Origin of the sequence: Mucilaginibacter sp. SMC90, assembly GCF_022811725.1 — a bacterium.
Taxonomy (GTDB): domain Bacteria; phylum Bacteroidota; class Bacteroidia; order Sphingobacteriales; family Sphingobacteriaceae; genus Mucilaginibacter.
The window spans coordinates 6,896,076-6,916,630 of sequence record NZ_CP094527.1; the positions used below are offsets into that span (position 1 = coordinate 6,896,076).

21 protein-coding genes are annotated in these 20,555 nt (G+C 41.2%); 15 read left to right on the top strand and 6 right to left on the bottom strand.

The genetic code is table 11. The features are described 5' to 3' along the window. Positions 1-397: 397 nt before the first annotated feature. The gene (gene tnpA, locus MTO98_RS28720; protein ID WP_243487957.1) at positions 398-811 is read left to right on the top strand and encodes an IS200/IS605 family transposase; all 414 of its coding nucleotides are present in this window, start codon (positions 398-400) and stop codon (positions 809-811) included. 91 nt (positions 812-902) lie between these two features. Here tnpA and MTO98_RS28725 read toward each other — a convergent pair whose 3' ends face one another. From MTO98_RS28725 to MTO98_RS28745, 5 genes are all read right to left on the bottom strand, one after another. Next, a complete protein-coding gene (locus MTO98_RS28725; protein ID WP_243482427.1) occupies positions 903-1,979 on the bottom strand; it encodes a glutaminyl-peptide cyclotransferase in 1,077 nt (358 codons plus the stop codon). Positions 1,980-1,984: 5 nt separating this feature from the next. Then, complete coding sequence (locus MTO98_RS28730) at positions 1,985-2,353, bottom strand: YraN family protein (protein ID WP_091212951.1); 369 nt, start codon at positions 2,351-2,353, stop codon at positions 1,985-1,987. Then, the gene (gene dnaG, locus MTO98_RS28735) at positions 2,353-4,296 is read right to left on the bottom strand and encodes a DNA primase (RefSeq protein WP_243482429.1); all 1,944 of its coding nucleotides are present in this window, start codon (positions 4,294-4,296) and stop codon (positions 2,353-2,355) included. Before dnaG ends, MTO98_RS28730 begins: the two co-directional genes overlap by 1 nt. 92 nt (positions 4,297-4,388) lie before the next feature. After that, positions 4,389-4,874 (bottom strand): hypothetical protein, encoded by a 486-nt coding sequence (locus MTO98_RS28740; RefSeq protein ID WP_243482431.1) that lies wholly within the window; start codon positions 4,872-4,874, stop codon positions 4,389-4,391. Positions 4,875-4,884: 10 nt separating this feature from the next. Continuing rightward, the gene (locus tag MTO98_RS28745) at positions 4,885-5,754 is read right to left on the bottom strand and encodes a DMT family transporter (protein WP_243482433.1); all 870 of its coding nucleotides are present in this window, start codon (positions 5,752-5,754) and stop codon (positions 4,885-4,887) included. 110 nt (positions 5,755-5,864) lie between these two features. Between MTO98_RS28745 and MTO98_RS28750 the strand changes: the two genes are divergently transcribed. The 4 genes from MTO98_RS28750 to MTO98_RS28765 all read left to right on the top strand — a co-directional run bounded on the left by MTO98_RS28750 (position 5,865) and on the right by MTO98_RS28765 (position 9,024). Further along, a complete protein-coding gene (locus MTO98_RS28750; RefSeq protein ID WP_243482435.1) occupies positions 5,865-6,356 on the top strand; it encodes a DUF6252 family protein in 492 nt (163 codons plus the stop codon). Positions 6,357-6,403: 47 nt separating this feature from the next. Further along, on the top strand, positions 6,404-6,604 hold the full coding sequence (locus MTO98_RS28755; RefSeq protein WP_243482437.1) for a hypothetical protein: 201 nt from the start codon (positions 6,404-6,406) through the stop codon (positions 6,602-6,604). Between the two features lie 182 nt (positions 6,605-6,786). After that, positions 6,787-8,223: an asparagine--tRNA ligase gene (asnS, locus tag MTO98_RS28760; protein ID WP_243482439.1), complete on the top strand. Its 1,437-nt coding sequence runs from the start codon at positions 6,787-6,789 to the stop codon at positions 8,221-8,223. Positions 8,224-8,565: 342 nt separating this feature from the next. Beyond that, the gene (locus tag MTO98_RS28765) at positions 8,566-9,024 is read left to right on the top strand and encodes an SRPBCC family protein (protein ID WP_243482441.1); all 459 of its coding nucleotides are present in this window, start codon (positions 8,566-8,568) and stop codon (positions 9,022-9,024) included. Between the two features lie 27 nt (positions 9,025-9,051). On the opposite strand, the gene MTO98_RS28770 is transcribed toward MTO98_RS28765, so the two are convergent. Further along, positions 9,052-9,606, bottom strand: a complete 555-nt coding sequence (locus MTO98_RS28770) for a hypothetical protein (protein WP_243482443.1) — start codon at positions 9,604-9,606, stop codon at positions 9,052-9,054. A gap of 160 nt (positions 9,607-9,766) precedes the next feature. Between MTO98_RS28770 and MTO98_RS28775 the strand changes: the two genes are divergently transcribed. The 10 genes from MTO98_RS28775 to fusA all read left to right on the top strand — a co-directional run bounded on the left by MTO98_RS28775 (position 9,767) and on the right by fusA (position 20,446). Next, on the top strand, positions 9,767-10,138 hold the full coding sequence (locus MTO98_RS28775) for a methionine-R-sulfoxide reductase (protein WP_243482445.1): 372 nt from the start codon (positions 9,767-9,769) through the stop codon (positions 10,136-10,138). A 560-nt stretch (positions 10,139-10,698) separates the two neighbouring features. Next, on the top strand, positions 10,699-11,673 hold the full coding sequence (locus tag MTO98_RS28780) for a ribonucleoside-diphosphate reductase small subunit (RefSeq protein WP_091212919.1): 975 nt from the start codon (positions 10,699-10,701) through the stop codon (positions 11,671-11,673). Between the two features lie 188 nt (positions 11,674-11,861). Further along, positions 11,862-14,234 carry a ribonucleoside-diphosphate reductase subunit alpha gene (locus MTO98_RS28785; RefSeq protein ID WP_243482447.1) on the top strand — a complete coding sequence of 791 codons (2,373 nt, stop codon included), beginning with the start codon at positions 11,862-11,864 and terminating at the stop codon, positions 14,232-14,234. A gap of 188 nt (positions 14,235-14,422) precedes the next feature. Further along, positions 14,423-14,641, top strand: coding sequence for a cysteine-rich CWC family protein (locus MTO98_RS28790; RefSeq protein WP_243482450.1), 219 nt, complete (start codon positions 14,423-14,425; stop codon positions 14,639-14,641). A 205-nt stretch (positions 14,642-14,846) separates the two neighbouring features. Then, the gene (locus MTO98_RS28795; protein ID WP_243482451.1) at positions 14,847-15,710 is read left to right on the top strand and encodes an acyltransferase; all 864 of its coding nucleotides are present in this window, start codon (positions 14,847-14,849) and stop codon (positions 15,708-15,710) included. Between the two features lie 87 nt (positions 15,711-15,797). Further along, positions 15,798-15,968 carry a hypothetical protein gene (locus MTO98_RS28800; protein ID WP_243482453.1) on the top strand — a complete coding sequence of 57 codons (171 nt, stop codon included), beginning with the start codon at positions 15,798-15,800 and terminating at the stop codon, positions 15,966-15,968. Between the two features lie 250 nt (positions 15,969-16,218). Next, positions 16,219-16,908 carry a hypothetical protein gene (locus MTO98_RS28805; RefSeq protein WP_243482455.1) on the top strand — a complete coding sequence of 230 codons (690 nt, stop codon included), beginning with the start codon at positions 16,219-16,221 and terminating at the stop codon, positions 16,906-16,908. 384 nt (positions 16,909-17,292) lie between these two features. Beyond that, complete coding sequence (gene rpsL, locus MTO98_RS28810) at positions 17,293-17,706, top strand: 30S ribosomal protein S12 (RefSeq protein WP_073405808.1); 414 nt, start codon at positions 17,293-17,295, stop codon at positions 17,704-17,706. Between the two features lie 19 nt (positions 17,707-17,725). Continuing rightward, complete coding sequence (gene rpsG, locus MTO98_RS28815; RefSeq protein ID WP_121231910.1) at positions 17,726-18,193, top strand: 30S ribosomal protein S7; 468 nt, start codon at positions 17,726-17,728, stop codon at positions 18,191-18,193. Positions 18,194-18,334: 141 nt separating this feature from the next. Continuing rightward, a complete protein-coding gene (gene fusA, locus MTO98_RS28820; protein WP_243482456.1) occupies positions 18,335-20,446 on the top strand; it encodes an elongation factor G in 2,112 nt (703 codons plus the stop codon). Positions 20,447-20,555: the final 109 nt, after the last annotated feature.

Genomic DNA, 20,555 nt, shown 5'->3' on the forward strand with positions numbered 1-20,555 from the left:
GCAGATTTCGGCTAAAGCCAATTATTTGATGTGCTATTATTCCATTGGTTAAAACCAACGGCAATGAATTTTAATTGCCTATTTATTAGCGCGCCATCAAACCATGGCAAAAGAAACTAAATAATGGGCGGCGGCTTTTGCTATTGAACAAATTTCCTATTTTACCGTTGGGTTTAACCAACGGATGAGATTAACTACAACACAATAATTTCAGCCCCAATAAGCCATTTATAGGACATGCCTACAGCACACAACAATACACTATCTTCCTTTTCATTGCCGTTGGTTTTAACCAACGGACAAAATAACCAGCAACGCCTTGGCTTTAGCCTAAATAAACTATACCTTTAGGACAAGCCACTATTAACCATAAACCATTTCATTTGTAAAAATCTGGATTCATTTAGTATTTGCAACTAAGGGCAGGCAGCCGTTACTTACGCAAAATGTAAGGTACCAGGTACACAAACACATCATGGAAAATTGTAAAGATAAAGGGATCTTTTTACAAGCTATTAATGGCTATACTGATCACATTCACTGTCTTATTTCTTTAGGAAAAGATCAAAACATCGCAAAGATTAGTCAATTAATCAAAGGCGAGTCCTCTATCTGGATAAATAAAAACCAGCTGATCGATCAGCAATTCAACTGGCAGGATGATTATTTTGCGGTATCGGTAAGTGAATCACAGGTATCAGCGGTTATAAATTATATAAACAACCAGGAAAATCATCATCAAAAGAAATCATTTAACGACGAAGTTGAAGAGTTTATGAACAAGTACGGCTGGCAGTTGATTAACAATTAAACAGTAATGGCCCGGAAATTCCGGGCCATTACTGTTTACAATATATTCCTTGGAAAAATCGTTCCCTCTTCAGGGAGTTAGAAGGCCGGGCTTAAGGAACCGGTACAAACTTAACCTGATACAAATGAGGCCACTTTTTGCCGGTAACAAACAGGCGCTGACCTTTTGCATCCCAGGCTATCCCGTTCAATACATTATTATCCCAGTCCCTGTCTTTCGGACGGCTGGCTACCGGATAGATCTCCTTCATATCAATCACCTGCTCAACCGCTCCGGTTTTAGGATTGATCACCAGTATATTATCTGTCTGATAAACATTGGCGTATATTTTACCATTAATATATTCCAGTTCGTTTATCGAATCTATCTGTTGCTTATCGTCACATACATCAACGTGTCCTATCGGGTGGTAGTTGTTCTTATCCAGGAACCAAAGACGATTGGTACTGTCATCCATGTACAACTTATTACCGTCAAAGCACATCCCCCAGCCTTCAGGGCCAACATTGTTGGTGAAGTTGTTAAGTAGCTTCAAGGTATTTTTATCGTAAACAAAACCTACTTTTTCTCTATAAGTAAGTTGTATTACTTTATCGCCAACAACCGAAAGACCTTCGCCAAAGTATTGCGTGTCCAGTTTGGTTTCCTGTAATACCTTACCTGTATTTAAATCAACCTTACGGATGGACGAATGTCCTTTTTCGCCAAGGCTTTCATATAAAACGCCATCAGTATATTGTAAACCTTCGGTATAGGCAGCGGTATCATGCGGAAAAACCTTCTCTACTTTATAAGTATACCTGGCCGGGGCTTTTGCAGCCAGTAAAAGGATGTTTGTTGTTACCTCATTGCTTTTACCGGCTTCGTACACTTTGGCCGTAATCATCCTGATGCCTAAACCAATAGTATCAGTTTTAAGGCTGATGCCGGCAGTATCTTTACTCGAAGCGATCTTTGTTGAATCAAGCAGATAAACTACCGAATCAACTTTGCTGCCTGCGGGGTAGCCTACTTTAATATCAATTTTATCACCGGCTTTGTAGTTAGCACCGGCATCGGGGGTTATGGTATAGTCTGTAGCCGAGCTATCAGGTTTATGTTTACAGCTGCAGCCCAGGGCCGTTAGGGCAAGGGCAGCAAAAAATAGCTTTAGTTTATTATTATTCATAAGTGTTATGTGGCCGAAGGCCAAAACGCATCTTCTATATGGTTTAGTATATAATTTCCGCCGCGGTCAAACAAAATGGCTATGATATCAAACCGCACTTCGCCCTGGTGGTTCATGAGGTAAATATATTCATCAGCAGCTTCGGCCAGGAGTTTTTGTTTACGGTTATCAACAAAGTCTTCCGGTTCGCCAAAGCCATTGCCCGTGCGGGTTTTTACTTCGGTAAATATAATAACCTTGTCTTTATAAGCAATAATATCTATTTCGGCTTTTCCAAAAGTCCAGTTTTCATCAAGGATCTCGTAGCCTGCTTTTTCGAGGTGGGTTTTGGCTAATGCTTCGCCGGTACGGCCAAGTTCAAGATGCTGCGCCATTATTTAATAATTACAGAGCCTAAAAAGTCGGATATAGATTTTTCGACTTTTTTCATGCGCATATACTGGTTAAGCAGTATTTCCTGATCGGCTTCGGTATCAGCTTTTTGAAGTTGTGTACGCAGGTCTTCCAGCATCTTGCCTACCTTATGTTTTTTTAGATGGAATATTGCGCCGAGGATGGTAGCCTTCATATTTACCTGCTCGTCGTTCACCGTGATCTTATGCATTTCATACCAGTTTTCGCTAAGCGAGTACTTGCTGGCCAGCATATTGATAGTTAAATCAACTATGCCTTTATCTTTATGGTGGATAAAATAAGCATCATCGGGTAATACACCATTCTCTACTTCACGGCGATAAATTTCTGTAATCTGTTTACAAACCGGATGATCAAAGGTAACATCACTTAACTCGGCTATAATAAACGGGCCTATATAGGTATTGGCAATGCCGTCCCAGTCAATCATCCTGCTACCGTAATGCAGCAATAAACGTACTATTTCCTTTTCCTGAAAAGCATCATCCTTGGCTATTTGCGGCTCCAACTCAACCGGCTCATCAAAAAAATGAGGCTCATCCGGTATTTCGGCATACCTGTTGTTTTGCTGCTGGCGTTGCTGTTCTTCCTTTTTTGCTTTAGCCGTGCGCATTTTATTAAGTTCGGATAAAAGGGCGCGCTCATCTATCTGTAATAAACCGCTGCACTCTTTTATAAATACCGATGCTTTAATGCTATCAGGAATTTTGGCGATACTTTCAACCACCTCGCGAATCACGTCGGCTTTCTTTATCGGGTCGTTCCCAACTTCCTTAAGCAGGATTTGGGTTTTATAAAGGATAAAGTCCTTTTTATTTTCCTCGATATGCTTTTTGAAGGCGCTTGAACCTTTCGACTGCACAAACGAATCCGGGTCATGTCCATCCGGAAACAGCACTACTTTTACGTTAAGCCCTTCCTCCAGGATCATATCCAAACCACGCAGCGAGGCTTTGATCCCTGCCGCATCGCCATCATATAATATGGTGATGTTTTTAGTAAAACGGGATATGAGTTTAATTTGCTCGGTAGTGAGCGAGGTGCCTGATGAAGCCACTACGTTTTCAACCCCTGCCTGGTGCACCGAAAGCACATCCGCGTAACCTTCTACCAGGTAACAGTTGTCCTGCTCACGAATGGCCTTTTTGGCAAAATACAGCCCGTAAAGTACGTTTGATTTATGGTAGATCTCCGACTCGGGCGAGTTAACGTATTTAGCTACGTTTTTATCTTTTTTTAGCGTACGACCGCCAAAACCGATTACCCTGCCGGTAAAACTGTGGATCGGGAACATCACCCGCCCACGGTACCTGTCAAACAAAGCACCGTTATCCCGCTTTACAGATAAACCGCTTTCAACCAAAAACGGTTCTTTATAGCCGTTCCTGATGGCGGCACCGGTAAAAGCTTCCCATTGATCGGGCGAATAACCCAATTCAAACTTCTTGATGGTTTCGGCAGTAAAGCCGCGTTCTTTAAAATAACTTAAGCCAATACTTTGCCCCTCTTCGGTTTCGAGCATTGTTTCATGAAAAAACTTAGCTGCAAAGGCCGATACGATCATGAGACTTTCCCGACGGAGCTCTTCCTCCCGGTTTTCAGGTGCCTCAACGGTCTCCTCTACCTCAATACCATATTTTTTGGCCAGCCACTTTAACGCTTCGGGATAGCTGAATTTCTCCAGCTCCATCAAAAACGTAACAGCCGAACCACCTTTGCCTGTAGAGAAATCCTTAAAGATCCCTTTTGCTGGCGATACCGTGAACGATGGGGTACGCTCATTAGCAAACGGCGAAAGGCCTACATAATTGGCCCCGCGTTTTTTTAACTGCACAAATTCCCCTATCACCTCCACAATGTCGGTGGCTTCCATAATACGGTCGATAGTGGATTTCTGGATCATGAGTTAATTGCAAAGGTAGACAAAGATCGCTCGTCACTCTTAATTCGAAAACGTAAAATACGGTTTTATTTGATAACGAGGAGTTTAAAAATTCAACCACCTTTTGAAGCAAGTGTGCCATTCAAAACTTTCAGCAATACCCGGCGGTACTTCCCCGTTTCATATTTTATACTCACTACAAGCAAAAAACAGGAAAACAATCCAAAAATCAGGGGCACCCAATAAAAAGAGCTGTTCAGGCCTTCATTAAAATAGGTATAAATAAGCATAAACTCAACAACAAGAAAAAGCAAAACTACTATCGCGCCAGATATTGACGGATTTACCTTCACCGTTATCCGGCTACCTTTTTCATGTGTTAAAACATAGCCTTTTAAGTACAGCAAAGAGCTTCGCCTGCCAACGGTTCTTGTTTTCAAACTAAATTCCCCATCTGTAACTATGCCCTCATAGTTGGGATATTCCATCTTTTGAGGGTTAACATAATGAGCAGCTACAAGATCATTCATCCGGCCTTCAATTTCTTTGGGCGTAAGCGGACTGATCATGCTAAAATCCTGATAAGGGTAAATGTTCATTGCTTAGCGATTAAACCGAAACATCTGCTTTTCGATTCCCGGGCTTTAAAAATGTTACAGCTATTCCTGCCAAAACAATGGCGCTGCCCATTATCTCGTTAAAACCCAAACGCTCGTGAAGCAAAAAAGCAGCAAGCAGCCCGGCAAAAACTGTTTGACTTAGTAAGGCGATGGATACTTTGGTAGATTCAAGGTACCGTAATGAGTAATTGATAGTAAGCCAGCCGGCCAATTGGCAAATAAGCCCCATGCCAATAAAACAAAGCCATACTTTTAATGAAAGATGAATAATATCATTATGCATATATCCATTTATCATTAATAAAAAAATACTGGCGCTAAGCATACTGTAAAACATAAAACTAAACACATCAATACCTGCCATAATATTTTTGGTGATCATGATATAGGTAGCATAAAAAAAGCTGGCCAGTACAGCCAATAATATTCCTGTGTTTAACTCCATATGCAGGATATGTTCATACCCTACCAGTATCACCATACCCGCAATGGCAATGAGTGTACCTATCCAGAATAGCAGCCCCGACCGTTTTCTTAAAAAAAGGAAACTCATCAGGCCAACCCAAACCGGCGCAAGGTTAGCTATCAGCGTTGAAACAGTGGCACTGATTTTCAATAAGGAGATATTCCAAACGGCAATATCAAGTGCAAACACCATACCGGCAGCTATAGAAATGAGCAGCTGCCTTTTATCTACCTTAAGTTTTTGTTTAAATATACAAAATGGTGCTAGGCATACCCAGGCTACAAACACCCTGTAAAATGCTGAGCCAATTGGCGATACCCCGGCAAGCTTTACAAAGATGGGCGAAAAGGAAATGCACAAAATGCCAATAATAAGGCTCACTTTGGGGTTCATGGGCAAAAATTAAATGAGCGGCAAACTTACTGAAAGCCTGTATAATATGCCTTACTTTTAAATACCTTTATATTTCCTGAATAAGTAGTTAACCTGTCATCAACAAAGCAATGAAATATCCCCGGTTTATGTTAGCCATAGCCGTGGTCCTGCTTTTTTCGGCCTGTAAAAAAAAGGACTGCTGCAATTTTCCTGTTACGCCTGATTTTATGCTTGCGCAAAAAAACAATACGCAGTGGGAAGCCGATCCGTCGGCCTCTAATATTAAAGGCGATACCATTTTTGTATCAGGCAAAAGCAATATCGGGGCCGAGGAAGAGCAGGTGGGTTTCAAAATTGTATTTAACGATGTTGGGTATTATACCCTCAAAGCAAACGAAATTTATTACCGTATTACAAAAAATAATACACCGGCCAGCCAATACTCACCCGACCCAACCCACCTTAGTTCGGTAACTATTATTTCATATAACCAGGCCGATAAAATATTGCAGGGATTTTTTGAACTCAGGTTCCTGAAAGTGGGCAACAGCCCTGCAGACAGCCATCCGGATAAGGTTTTATTTAGCGAAGGAAAGTTTAAAGTCAAATTAAAATATTAATTGTAACAACTTTATATATTATTCGTATTAGTTGTAAATTTAGCATTATGAAAAAAACTTTATTTGCAATTGCCGCAGTATCATTTTTGTTATTTGCGGGCTGCCAGAAAAACGGCGTAGCACCTACTCAGGACAACGCTAAAAAAAGCCTTAATCAGTCATTGAACAAAACTAAAGACACCATTATGGTTGGCGGCCCTACCACAAACAAAATCATCCGCGATACCATTATGGTTTCGGGTAAGTAAGCGTCAAAAAGACAGTAGCCGGGAGCACTTTACACTCCCGGCTGTATTTTAATTTAAGGGCATTTTTCCTCTCCCCTGCCAACATATCCCTCCTGCTCTCCGGCTAATGTTTTTTAGCTAATGTTTCAAAGTATGCTTTGATAATTAATTGTATTTTTGCGACTCTAAAAATTATACATGATATGAGTCAGCGAACTAAGATCAAAGCATTGCTGCAAAGCCAGCAAACCGAAATTGATGTAACAGTTAAAGGATGGGTGCGTGCATTCCGTTCAAATCGTTTTATTGCTTTGAATGATGGCTCTACTAATAATAACATCCAGATTGTTGTCGATTTTGAAAACACCGACCCTGCTTTGCTTAAACGCATCACCGTTGGTGCAGCATTAAGTGTTGAAGGTAAGCTCATCGCATCTTTGGGTAAAGGCCAAACTGTTGAAGTGGTGGCTACTGAAATTGAAATTTTAGGCGACAGTGATCCTGAAAAATATCCTATCCAGCCTAAAAAACACAGCCTGGAGTTTTTGCGCGAGCATGCCCACCTGCGTTTCCGCACCAGTACTTTCGGTGCTATTTTCAGGGTACGTAACAGCCTGGCATTCGCGGTGCACCAGTTTTTCCAGGAGCGTGGGTTCGTTTACCTGCACACCCCAATAATCACTGCTTCAGATGCTGAGGGTGCGGGCGAAACATTTCACGTCACCAACTTTGATTTGGATAATATCCCAAAAACCGATACAGGCGAGATAGATTTCAAAGAGGACTTTTTTGGTCGCCCAACCAACTTAACCGTATCCGGACAGCTGGAAGGCGAGCTTGGTGCTATGGCCCTGAGCGATATTTATACCTTCGGGCCAACTTTCCGTGCCGAAAATTCAAACACTACCCGCCACCTGGCCGAGTTTTGGATGATCGAACCCGAAGTTGCCTTTAACGACCTGGTTGACAACATGGACCTTGCCGAGGACATGCTGAAATATGTGATCAAATACGCATTGGATAAAAATGCCGATGATATTGAGTTTTTAACACAGCGCTTAACCGAGGAAGAAAAAACCAAACCGCAAAACGAGCGCTCAGAAATGACGCTGCTTGAAAAACTGCAGTTTTGTTTAAATAACGACTTTGAGCGTCTTACTTATACCGAGGCTATCGACATTCTGAAAGAATCGACCCCAAACAAAAAGAAGAAGTTTGTTTACCCTATTGAAGGTTGGGGAACCGATTTGCAAAGCGAGCATGAGCGTTACCTGGTTGAAAAACACTTTAAAAAACCGGTGATCCTGACCGATTACCCTAAGGAGATCAAAGCATTTTATATGCGCCAGAACGACGACGGCACAACCGTACGTGCTATGGATATCCTGTTCCCGGGCATTGGCGAAATTGTGGGTGGTTCACAACGTGAAGAGCGTTTGGATAAGCTTGAGCAGCGCATGAACGAAATGGGCATCCCTACCGAAGAGCTTTGGTGGTACCTGGATACCCGCAGGTTCGGCTCTTGTCCGCATGCCGGCTTTGGTTTAGGGTTTGAGCGTTTGGTACTGTTTGTTACCGGCATGGGCAACATCCGCGATGTGATCCCTTTCCCAAGGTTCCCTAAGAACGCGGAATTTTAATTTTTTGGGATTTCACCGATTAAAGGTTGATTTCACCGATTTTTTGTTTTTTTGAATTTCACCGATTGAGGGTTGATTCAACGGATTTTTTAGGTTGAGTTGTGATGATTATTGTTAAGGACTGATTATCTTAACCGGCACCTAAAAGAATGGTATCGACTTTTGATCGGTGAAATTATTTTAAGAGGTAGCGGAATCCTAAAATAAAGCAGTCACAAATCGGTGTAATCATTCTAAAAAATCGGTGCAATCCCAATTTTAAGAGGTAGCAGAATCCTAAAATGAAGTAGTCACAAATCGGTGTAATCATTCTAAAAAATCGGTGCAATCCCAATAAAAAAAATGCCGTCACAAATCCTGCTTGCTACCCATATTAATGCCCCGGTTGAAAAAGTTTTTGATATTGCACGTAATATCGACGTGCATGTAGAATCTACCAAACACACCGGTGAGCGGGCCATAGCCGGGCGAACAAGCGGCCTGATCGAGCTTGGTGAAACTGTTACCTGGCGGGCCAAACATTTCGGCATCTGGCAAAATCTTACCTCAAAAATCACCGAAATGGAATATCCAAATTACTTTACCGATATCCAGCTTGAGGGCGCATTCAAAAACTTTACCCATGAGCATTATTTTTATCCCATCCTTAACCAGACCATGATGCGGGATATTTTTTCGTTTAAATCTCCATGCGGGATATTTGGAGATGCGGTGAACTACCTGTTTTTATCAAATTATATGACGAGGCTGTTGTTGAAGCGGAATGAGGTGATCAAGCAAATAGCTGAAGCTACTCAATAATCTATAGCGGCTTTCAGCCGGTGGCAATCATCCAGGGTCGTTTACCAAAAAACTTATTACCTTCTTAGTTTGCAGATTCATTTTCACCCGAAAGTAACAACTACCCCCATCTATCATCGCGATAATGTGCTGCCTCCAATCTTTATTGTTTGTCAAACTACATAAACAGTTTAAATATACCTCCTGCTCTCCTGCCTCATTCTTAGCTGCTAATACCTGTTTATAGTATTTGTCTGGGTCGTTCACTAAAACATAGCTTCCCTCCTTTTTATGATCTTCAACCGCCTTAGTCAAAATGCTGTCGATCTCAACAACATCGGCATTGCTTAATTGTGTAAAGCGATAACTTTTTCCAAAGAACATGTTTATTACCTGTTGATCTTCCGGCAACATCGCATATTTAGACATATCAATCGCATGAAGTTTTTGATATTTAAATGGCGGTTTGGGCTTGCTGATTGAATTTATAGATTGTAGCAAAAGGAATATGAATAAGACAGCTACGCGCATGATAAAAATATTATAGGTTTTATTTAGTGTTAAACGCAAATTGCGCGCTTTTATTTGAACAATTAAAGCCATACTTATAGGGGATTGAGACCGGTGGCAGAGGCCTGTCTCTCCCGTCAAACCAGTGTAAACATCAAGCGGCAAAACATTATATCGCCTCAATTTGTCGTATCTTTATATAGTGAGGTAACCAAAATTCAAAACTCACTAATTCAATAAATCATTAATTAGTATGCAATACAATCAATTAACGCCCGATGAAGAAAGGGTAATATTATACAAAGGCACCGAAAGGCCGTTCACTGGTTCTTTACTGAACAACAAGGCACAGGGCTTATACGTTTGTAAACGCTGCGATGCACCACTGTACCGGTCGGAAGATAAATTTGAGTCGTTTTGCGGCTGGCCAAGTTTCGACGATGAAATTGAAGGTGCAGTACGCCGGGAGGTTGATGCCGACGGCCGCAGGGTGGAGATTCTTTGCGCCAACTGCGGTGCTCACCTGGGCCACGTGTTTGAAGGCGAGTACATGACACCGAAAAATACCCGCCATTGTGTAAATTCAGTATCGATGAAATTTGTTCCGCTTGAGGAAGCAAAATAAATCGTAAAACTTTGAGGAATACGCCCATAGGTTGATGACTTATGGGCGTATTTTGTTTTCCACATTTTCACAGGTTGTGCAATTAGTTGCGCAATTTAGATTTTGATACCGGGTTAAAGCAAAAGCATTTCGTTATTGGCAATAATTGTCGGTGTTAAGTCAAGTAATTTATAATGTTAAATTATCGTAATCCGCAAGTATAACGGCCACCAAATTTCAATCAAATTTTTAATCGGCTGTTTTCAAGTCCATTAATTTTTCATCATTATAACAAGCGCCGCTAAAGTGTGGATAACTCGGGTGTTTGTGAAAAACTATCATTCACAACTACACAACTCAAACATTAACTTTGCTCAACAAGTAATAAAAATGGCATTCAGCCGGCAGCCCGACGCACTCGTCACACCCTAATTAAACTACTGGCTGTCAGAAAGTTACACAATATAGTTGCTAAGGAGCAAATCCGAAGGCATCAAAATTTAAAGCTTTATTAAAAAGTAGGGCTTGCTTTCGTGTCTGAATACCTCATTGAAGGAAAAATATAAAAAAGGTAAACGTCTATGAGTTTGGAAAACGAATTATTACTACGGGAAAACAAGGACCGGTTTGTTATCCTTCCCATTAAGTATCCCAAAATTTGGGAGATGTACAAAAAAGCAGAGGCAAGCTTTTGGACGGCTGAAGAGATCGATCTATCGGACGACCTTAAACACTGGGAAAATCTTAATTCGGGTGAAAAACATTTCATTTCACATATCCTTGCGTTTTTTGCTGCAAGTGACGGTATCGTGAACGAAAACCTGGCGGTAAACTTCATGAGCGAGGTTCAACTGCCTGAGGCACGGTGCTTTTACGGTTTCCAGATCATGATGGAAAACATCCACTCTGAAACCTATGCCCTGCTGATAGACACTTACGTAAAAGACCCTGCCGAAAAAGACCGCCTTTTCCACGCCATTGAAACGGTGCCATGCGTAGGCAAAAAAGCCGAATGGGCTTTGAAATGGATCAACAACGGCAACTTTGCCGAGCGCTTGGTTGCATTTGCCGCCGTTGAAGGAATTTTCTTTTCAGGTAGCTTTTGCTCTATCTTCTGGCTTAAAAAACGAGGCTTAATGCCAGGCCTTACTTTCAGCAACGAGCTGATCTCGCGCGATGAAGGTTCGCACTGCGAATTTGCCTGCTTATTATACAGCATGCTTGAAAATAAACTGCCGCAGGAGCAGGTTACCAAAATCATTACTGACGCAGTTGAAATAGAAAAGGAATTTGTGACCGACGCGTTGCCGGTTAACCTGATAGGCATGAATGCCAAACTCATGAGCCAATACATTGAGTTTGTGGCCGACAGGTGGTTAAGCGAACTTGGTTACGATAAATATTATAACGCAACCAACCCGTTTGATTTCATGGAAATGATTTCATTACAGGGTAAAACCAACTTTTTTGAAAAACGCGTAGGCGATTATCAAAAAAGTGGTGTACTAAACGCATCAGCCGAAAGCAAAAGCTTTTCGTTGGATGATGATTTTTAGTGTTAGAGATTAGAGGTTGATTTAAGAGATTAGAGGTTGGAGATAAGAGATTAGGCAATCCTTAATCAAGAAATCCTCAAATCAGGAAAATCAAGGTTCAGAATCAGGTTTCAGTTTTAAAATAATCAAATCACAATAATATTAACTAAAAAAAGCTTCGCTTTTAACGGGGCAAAAGGAGGGGGAAAATGTTCGTAGTAAAAAGAGACGGTAGAAGAGAGTCCGTAAAATTTGACAAGATCACCGCACGTATTGAAAAACTGTGCTATGGGTTTCAATTAGTTGACCCTATTGATGTGGCTAAAAAGGTAATTGAAGGTTTATTTGACGGCGTAACCACCTCCGAGCTGGATAACCTGGCTGCCGAAACCGCCGCTTCATTAACCACAAAGCACCCTGATTATGCTTTGCTGGCATCGCGTATTGCGGTATCAAACCTGCACAAAAACACCATCAAATCGTTTTCTGAAACCATGCGCCTCCTGTATGAGTATGTTGACAAGAAAACCGGCAAAGATGCCTCGCTTATTGCCGATGATGTGTACGAAGTAATTAAAGAAAATGCTGAACTATTAGACAGCACCATTATTTATGACCGCGACTTTGGTTTTGATTACTTCGGTTTTAAAACCCTCGAAAAATCATACCTGTTAAAAATAGACGGTAAAATTGCCGAGCGTCCGCAGCATTTGTTCATGCGTGTATCGGTAGGTATTCACAAACATGATATCGAAAGCGCCATTAAAACATACCATTTAATGAGCGAGCGCTGGTTTACACATGCTACGCCAACCTTGTTTAATGCAGGTACACCGAAACCACAAATGTCATCATGCTTCCTGTTAACCATGAAGGATGACAGCATTGAAGGCATCTACGATACATTGAAACAAACTGCCAAAATTTCACAAAGTGCAGGTGGTATCGGCTTAAGCATCCACAATGTTAGGGCTACAGGCTCATACATCAGCGGTACTAACGGTACCAGCAACGGTATTATCCCAATGCTGCGTGTATTTAATGATACCGCGCGTTATGTAGATCAGGGTGGTGGTAAACGTAAAGGCGCTTTCGCTGTTTACTTAGAGCCATGGCATGCCGATATCTTTGAATTTTTGGACCTGCGTAAAAACCACGGTAAAGAAGAAATGCGTGCCCGCGACTTGTTCTACGCCCTTTGGGTATCTGACCTGTTCATGCAGCGTGTTGAAGCCAATGAGGATTGGAGCTTATTCTGTCCGCACGAAGCACCAGGCCTGGCCGATTGCTGGGGTAAAGAATTTGAAGAGCTTTACACAAAATATGAAAAAGAAGGCCGTCAGCGCCGTACTGTAAAAGCACAGGAGCTATGGTTTGCGGTATTGGATGCACAAGTTGAAACCGGTACGCCATACTTGTTATATAAAGATGCTGCTAACGGTAAATCAAACCAGCAAAACCTTGGTACCATTAAAAGTTCAAACCTTTGTACCGAGATCATTGAGTATACCGATGCAAACGAAGTAGCGGTTTGTAACCTGGCATCATTAGCATTGCCACGCTACATCAGCAACGGTGCTTTTGATCATGATAAATTGTATGAAGTAACTTACCAGGCCACTATTAACCTTAACCGCATTATTGATGGCAACTACTACCCTGTTAAGGAAGCTGAATACTCAAACTTAAGGCACCGCCCTATTGGTTTAGGTGTACAGGGTTTGGCCGATACCTTCATCCAGCTGCGTATGCCGTTTGAAAGCGAAGAAGCTAAACAATTGAACATCGAGATCTTTGAAACCATCTACTTTGCAGCTATGACAGCTTCAAAAGATATGGCAATTGCCGATGGCCCTTATGAAACTTTCAAAGGTTCACCATTGTCACAAGGTAAATTCCAGTTTGACCTTTGGGGTGTAAAACCAGAAAGCGGCAGGTGGGATTGGGAAAACCTGCGTTTAGATGTTATGAACCATGGCGTACGTAACTCATTATTAGTTGCGCCGATGCCTACTGCTTCAACATCACAGATCTTAGGTAACAACGAATGTTTTGAGCCATATACTTCAAACATTTACACCCGCCGTGTATTAAGTGGCGAGTTCATTGTAGTGAACAAATACTTACTGCGCGATCTGGTTAACCTTGGCTTGTGGAGCACCAGCATGAAAGATAAGATCATCAGCGCAAACGGTTCGATCCAGGAAATCCCTGAGATCCCGGCTGATATCAAAGCATTGTACAAAACTGTTTGGGAGATCAAGATGCGTAGCATTATTGATATGGCTGCCGACAGGGGCGCATACATTTGCCAGTCGCAATCATTGAACCTGTTCATCAACTCGCCAAATGCTTCTAAACTGACTTCAATGCACTTCTACGCATGGAAAAAAGGCTTAAAAACAGGTATGTACTACCTGCGTACACAGGCAGCATCGCAAGCGGTTAAATTCACGGTTGAAAACCAGGGCGGCAAAAATATGGATCCGGTTATCCCGGCCGTTGTTGACGCCGTTGCCGACGAAATTCCTGCAGGCCCAACCTGCTCGATGGAAGAAGGCTGCGTTACTTGCTCGGCTTAAGCAGGAAAGTCCGTAAGATAATTTTTCAAGCTCATGAACTTCGGTTTATGGGCTTTTTTTCTTTAGTTGGTAGATAATGGTTCGTGGATCATAGTTATTAGGTGGCCTCATTTTATGACACTCACATTTTATAATTGCCGGTACCATTATCTATTTTTGCCATAACCATGATCTATGAACAATAGGCCATGAACCAACAAACAATGCCCAAACACGAAATTATCCGTTGCGAACGTTGCGAAACACCTTTTGAATGTAAAGCCAATTCATTCACCAAGTGCCAGTGCAGTACTGTGCAGCTTACCCTTAACGAGGTGCAGTACGTAAGCGAGTTGTATGACGGGTGTTTGTGTGCTAATTGTTTACTCATCATTCAACAGGAATACAGGGAAAGTATCAATATATAACAGCCAACACTTATAAAGCAAAGCACTTTAAATTCATTATCGCTGCCAAAACTGCTTTTTTGCCTTTCATTATTACTCCCGCCATTTTATTAAATAAATATTTATCAGATATTCGGGGGTGCTTAAACATCAGGGTAAGATAGAAAGTATCGTTTTATTGAGGGGATTGGCTGCTTTAGGTGTATGCTGCACTCATTATTACATAATGAATGCCGAAGCATATAGTGTGGTTGTTAAACAGCTGTTTATGAGCGGGCAACTCGGTGTTTCAATATTTTTTGTGATATCCGGCTTTGTTCTTCCGTATTCCTTAAGTAAGATCAATTATACCGTCGCCGGATTTCCATATTTCATGCTAAAAAGGCTTCTTCGCATCGAGCCTCCCTATTGGGCCACTATCGCCCTGCTTTTTATATCAGGCCTTGTGCCATGGCAAAGCTTTAACATACAACAATTTGGCGCAAATATATTTCATATTGCTGCGCTGTATAAAGATCACAGCTGGTATTCGCCCATTTTTTGGACATTAGCAATCGAATTTCAATATTACATTTTACTTGGCCTGTTCTATCCGCTGCTCATGCGCGGCAGGCCCGTGGTTTCCATCCTGATAGTTTGCGGTATAAGTGTAATATGCATGTTTGCCAAGCTCAACATACCCGACCTGGTATTTACATATTGGTATGATTTTGCTGCAGGCTATGTTGGTTTTATGTGCGTGATCAATAAAATCAGATTACAAACCGCCGTAATCTATCTTACAGTTTTTTGCGCCATTGTTGTTTGGCAGGTTTCCATCATAACCGGTGTATTACCTTTTGTTACAACCCTGGTTATTCTTTTATTTAAACAAAAGCCATGCAAGCCGCTCCTGTTTCTGGGCAATATTTCCTATTCCTTATACCTCACACATACCATCGCTATATTTTTCTTTCTGAAATTTGCTAAAGCCTATCTATCAAACCAGGTAATTCTTTTCCCCCTTACCATATTATCTTGTGTAGGCTTTGCTGCTTTATTTTACACCATAATTGAGAAACCCATTCTCAGGCGTTCAAAAAAATTGTAATAAGTAATCCTGATTAATCCTTTTTTGTTTAAACAAGTCATATATGTGTACATCTTCAATAAAGATGATGATTAAAGATCTTACACCATGAAAAGGAAATTTGTTGCTTTAGCACTATTAATATCAGCAGTAGTATCAGTAACCTCAGGTTGTGTGGTACGTGAAGATTACGGTCACCACCACAGGTACCGTAACGGATATAACAACGGTTATAATAATGGCTACAACAATGGCCATTATCACGACCGTGGTTATTAATACCATTAATTTAAGTTTTCCATAAGTAGTTTTTGAGTGATGAAAGAGGGCGCCAGGTTTTACCGGCGTCCTTTTTATATGCCCTCTCAATTAGCTATTACCGAATTTTATTGCGTACTTCGTCATTTCAACAACAAAATCAAAATTTTAAATAATAAAAATAAAAATAAACAAAATTTAATTCCGAATATTTTGGATTTTCAAAATCGTTTTTCGTAAGTTTGAATCATACATTATAAACCTATTAAAAATGACCAGCATTAAAATAACCAAAAACTATACATGCAGGTTCGCATTTATAGCTGCATTTATTTTGCCAATTGGCTTGTGCCCTTCGCCGGTTATTGCAAAAGCAGCACATCCAATAACAATTATTGCCGATATCCCGCTCAAAACTTTTGAAGGCATTTATCAACTAAAGGAGAATGAGTTTAGAGTTTATAAGTTGATTGTTGATGGCGATAAATTAGTAGCCCAACAACTTGGAGGAGATGAAAGACTAACATTAAACCGAAAATCAGATCTTGAATTTGAACTTTTGGATGCCGACGGAGATGAAAAGATCCCGGTTGTATTTTCAAAAAATGAAGCCGGAGAGATCAGCCAGGTTTCGTTGGGTGGCAGACAAGTATTTATAAAGATAAAAAGCTATACACCGCCTGTCGAGGTACAACTGAAACCTGAACAGATAAAAGTTTTAGCAGGCAAATACCAATCGGACGAAAGAGCTGATCTTTTCCTCCAAATCACCGCTATACCCGATGGGTTAACGCTTAAGCAATCATGGGATGGTAAGGAGATCAATTTCAAACCATTATCAGATGTGCTTTTTTTAAACCAAGCTTTCGGCTTTCCCTTAAAATTCACTAAAGATGCGAGCGGCAACCCCGTCAAAGTATTGGCTTTTAATCGCGATACCTGGAATAAGGTAAAAGAATAAGCCCCCTGATTAAATCATTATATAAAATATTATGGGCCGGCCCGCTGTCACCTAAACCTGGTTACATCGGTAACCGGCCTTTTTTTGTACCGTTGAGTAGGGATGATTACGTTGATTTCGCTGATTTTTTCTGAACCAGGATTTTTGGGATTAATGGATTCTCAGGATTTCCTCTTATCTAAATCAAATTTTTCAGGATTTTTATAATTCAAATCAAAAATGACGGTCATATTCTATAATCCTTTGATTCTGTAAATTCTGATTCAGACACCCTCCGCTTCCCCTCAAAAAAACTTTCACACAACTACTTGAAAATCAAAAATAATGTTCGTACTTTTGCAGTCCCGAAATGCGGGATAAAATTATTAGACAAAAAAGCAAGAAATGCCTACTATTCAGCAATTAGTTAGAAAAGGTAGAGTAGCTCTGGTTGACAAGAGTAAGTCACCAGCGTTGGACAGCTGTCCACAGCGAAGAGGCGTATGCACACGCGTGTATACCACTACCCCTAAAAAACCAAACTCAGCAATGCGTAAAGTTGCCCGTGTGCGCTTAACCAACGGAAAAGAAGTAAACGCTTACATCCCAGGTGAAGGTCACAACTTACAGGAGCACTCTATCGTTTTGATCCGTGGTGGTCGTGTTAAAGACTTACCAGGTGTACGTTACCACATCATCCGTGGTGCACTGGATACATCAGGTGTAGCTGGCCGTAACCAACGTCGTTCAAAATATGGTACCAAACGTCCTAAACCAGGTCAGGTAGCAGCAGCGCCAACAAAAGGTAAAAAGAAATAATTAAGGAGGATAGAAAGCAATGAGAAAGTCAAAACCAAAAAAGAGAATTATCCTTCCTGATCCAAAGTTCAATGATACTTTGGTAACAAGGTTTGTAAACAACATGATGTATGATGGTAAAAAATCAACCGCATACGCTATTTTTTACAACGCTGTTGAAATTGTTGAGAAAAAAACAAGCGAAAACGGCTTAGAAACCTGGAAAAAAGCTTTAAACAATGTTATGCCTGCTGTTGAAGTAAAAAGCCGCCGTGTAGGTGGTGCTAACTTCCAGGTACCTACAGAGGTTCGTCCTGAGCGTAAAATAGCTCTAGGTATGAAATGGTTAATCAGCTATGCACGTCGTCGTGGTGAAAAAACCATGATGGAGAAATTAGCAGGTGAGATCATATCAGCAGCTAAAGGCGAAGGTGCCGCTGTTAAGAAGAAAGAAGATACGCACAAAATGGCTGAGGCTAACAAAGCGTTCTCACACTTCAGGTTCTAATTAAGGATTACACCGATATAAAAGGATTACACCGATTATATATTAAGATTATATTGATTTACTATGATTGCGCCTTTTAGGCATAATCGCAATAAATCAGTGAAATCATAACATAATCGGTGTAATCATAAAAAAACAAAAATGTCAAGAGATCTAAGATATACAAGAAATATAGGTATTGCCGCTCACATTGATGCTGGTAAAACTACCACAACCGAACGTATCCTTTACTATGCTGGTGTAAGCCACAAAATTGGTGAGGTACACGAAGGTGCCGCTACCATGGACTGGATGGCACAGGAGCAGGAACGTGGTATTACCATTACATCGGCTGCTACAACCGTTAACTGGAAATACAGAGGCCACAATTATCATATGAACATCATTGATACCCCGGGTCACGTGGACTTTACCGTAGAGGTAAACCGTTCATTACGTGTACTTGACGGTTTGGTGTTCCTTTTCAGCGCGGTTGACGGTGTTGAACCTCAATCTGAAACTAACTGGAGGCTTGCTAACAACTATAACGTTGCCCGTATCGGTTTCGTTAACAAGATGGACCGTTCTGGTGCCGATTTCTTGAACGTTGTTAAACAGGTTAAAAGCATGTTGGGCAGCAACGCTGTTCCGCTTCAGTTACCTATCGGTGCCGAAGAACACTTTAAAGGTGTTGTTGACCTGATCAACTGGAGAGGTATCGTTTGGAATGAGCATGATAAAGGTATGACCTTTACCGAAGTGCCTATTCCTGAGGATATGGTTGAAGAAGCTACTGAGTGGAGAGAGAAATTGCTTGAATCAGTAGCTGAGTATGACGAAAGCCTGATGGAAAAATTCTTTGATGCTCCTGAAACTATCACTGAGCGTGAAGTGCTTGACGCTTTACGTAAAGCAGTTTTGGACGCTAAGATCGTTCCTATGGTTTGCGGTTCATCATTCAAAAACAAAGGTGTACAAACCATGCTTGATTATGTGATGGAATTATTGCCATCACCTATGGATGTTGAAGGTATCATTGGTACTAACCCTGATACAGGCGAAGAGATTTTACGTAAACCGGATGTTAAAGAGCCATTTGCAGCTTTAGCATTTAAAATTGCAACCGATCCTTTCGTAGGTCGTTTGTGCTTTATCCGTGTTTACTCAGGTAACCTTGAAGCAGGTTCATACGTTCACAACATGCGTTCAGATAACAAAGAGCGTATTTCACGTATCTTCCAGATGCACGCTAACAAGCAAAACCCTATCCCTAACGTAGGTGCAGGTGATATTGCTGCGGTAGTAGGCTTTAAAGATATCAAAACAGGTGATACCCTTTGCGACGAGAAACACCCGATCATCCTTGAGTCAATGAACTTCCCTGAGCCGGTAATCGGTTTGGCGATTGAGCCTAAAACTCAGGCCGACGTTGATAAATTAGGTATGGCTTTAGGTAAATTAGCCGAAGAGGATCCGACCTTCCGTGTAAACTCTGACGAAGAAACCGGCCAGACTGTAATTTCAGGTATGGGCGAGCTTCACTTGGATATCATCATGGACCGCTTAAAACGTGAGTTTAAAGTTGAGGTTAACCAGGGTGCTCCACAGGTAGCTTACAAAGAGTCTATCACAGGTACTATCCAACACCGCGAAACATACAAGAAACAAACCGGTGGTCGTGGTAAATTTGCTGATATCCAGGTTATCCTTTCACCAAATGATGAAGGTAAAGAAGGCTTACAGTTTGTGAACGAAATCAGCGGTGGTTCAATCCCTCGTGAGTTTATCCCATCTGTACAAAAAGGCTTCGAAGCTTCAATGGTAAATGGTGTATTAGCCGGCTATCCGTTAACAAGCTTAAAAGTACGTTTAATTGATGGTTCATTCCACGCTGTCGATTCGGACGCGCTATCTTTCGAGTTAGCTGCTAAAATGGCTTACCGTGAGGCATTGCCAAAATGTAAACCAGTGTTACTTGAGCCGATCATGAAAATCGAGATCCTTACCCCTGAAGAAAACATGGGTGATGTTATCGGTGACATGAACCGTCGTCGTGGCCAGCTTTTAGGTATGGATTCACGTGCAGGTGCACAGGTTATTAAAGCAACTGTACCGCTTTCAGAAATGTTTGGTTATGTAACCCAGTTACGTACCATTACTTCTGGCCGTGCTACTTCAACCATGGAGTTTGATCACTATGCTGAAGCACCACGTAACGTACAGGACGAAGTAGTAGCTAAAGCAAAAGGCAAAAAAGCTGCAGGTAATAACTAAAAATCAGAAAATAGTTGATTGGTGATTAGAGAGTAGTTGCCAATCAGCTTTTCAAAATAATAAACCGGCGGGTTATAATTAATAGCTCTTATAATCAGCCATAATAACA

Excerpts from the sequence above, each read along its gene's own strand:
- MTO98_RS28775 (WP_243482445.1), top strand. The coding sequence starts at position 9,767 with ATGCAATACAATCAATTAACGCCCGATGAAGAAAGGGTAATATTATAC.
- MTO98_RS28740 (WP_243482431.1), bottom strand. The coding sequence starts at position 4,874 with ATGAACATTTACCCTTATCAGGATTTTAGCATGATCAGTCCGCTTACG.
- MTO98_RS28730 (WP_091212951.1), bottom strand. The coding sequence starts at position 2,353 with ATGGCGCAGCATCTTGAACTTGGCCGTACCGGCGAAGCATTAGCCAAA.
- MTO98_RS28755 (WP_243482437.1), top strand. The coding sequence starts at position 6,404 with ATGAAAAAAACTTTATTTGCAATTGCCGCAGTATCATTTTTGTTATTT.
- MTO98_RS28725 (WP_243482427.1), bottom strand. The coding sequence starts at position 1,979 with ATGAATAATAATAAACTAAAGCTATTTTTTGCTGCCCTTGCCCTAACG.
- dnaG (WP_243482429.1), bottom strand. The coding sequence starts at position 4,296 with ATGATCCAGAAATCCACTATCGACCGTATTATGGAAGCCACCGACATT.
- MTO98_RS28790 (WP_243482450.1), top strand. The coding sequence starts at position 14,423 with ATGAACCAACAAACAATGCCCAAACACGAAATTATCCGTTGCGAACGT.
- MTO98_RS28780 (WP_091212919.1), top strand. The coding sequence starts at position 10,699 with ATGAGTTTGGAAAACGAATTATTACTACGGGAAAACAAGGACCGGTTT.
- MTO98_RS28750 (WP_243482435.1), top strand. The coding sequence starts at position 5,865 with ATGAAATATCCCCGGTTTATGTTAGCCATAGCCGTGGTCCTGCTTTTT.
- MTO98_RS28805 (WP_243482455.1), top strand. The coding sequence starts at position 16,219 with ATGACCAGCATTAAAATAACCAAAAACTATACATGCAGGTTCGCATTT.
- rpsG (WP_121231910.1), top strand. The coding sequence starts at position 17,726 with ATGAGAAAGTCAAAACCAAAAAAGAGAATTATCCTTCCTGATCCAAAG.
- asnS (WP_243482439.1), top strand. The coding sequence starts at position 6,787 with ATGAGTCAGCGAACTAAGATCAAAGCATTGCTGCAAAGCCAGCAAACC.
- MTO98_RS28765 (WP_243482441.1), top strand. The coding sequence starts at position 8,566 with ATGCCGTCACAAATCCTGCTTGCTACCCATATTAATGCCCCGGTTGAA.
- MTO98_RS28785 (WP_243482447.1), top strand. The coding sequence starts at position 11,862 with ATGTTCGTAGTAAAAAGAGACGGTAGAAGAGAGTCCGTAAAATTTGAC.
- MTO98_RS28795 (WP_243482451.1), top strand. The coding sequence starts at position 14,847 with ATGAATGCCGAAGCATATAGTGTGGTTGTTAAACAGCTGTTTATGAGC.
- fusA (WP_243482456.1), top strand. The coding sequence starts at position 18,335 with ATGTCAAGAGATCTAAGATATACAAGAAATATAGGTATTGCCGCTCAC.
- MTO98_RS28770 (WP_243482443.1), bottom strand. The coding sequence starts at position 9,606 with ATGGCTTTAATTGTTCAAATAAAAGCGCGCAATTTGCGTTTAACACTA.
- rpsL (WP_073405808.1), top strand. The coding sequence starts at position 17,293 with ATGCCTACTATTCAGCAATTAGTTAGAAAAGGTAGAGTAGCTCTGGTT.
- MTO98_RS28745 (WP_243482433.1), bottom strand. The coding sequence starts at position 5,754 with ATGAACCCCAAAGTGAGCCTTATTATTGGCATTTTGTGCATTTCCTTT.
- MTO98_RS28800 (WP_243482453.1), top strand. The coding sequence starts at position 15,798 with ATGAAAAGGAAATTTGTTGCTTTAGCACTATTAATATCAGCAGTAGTA.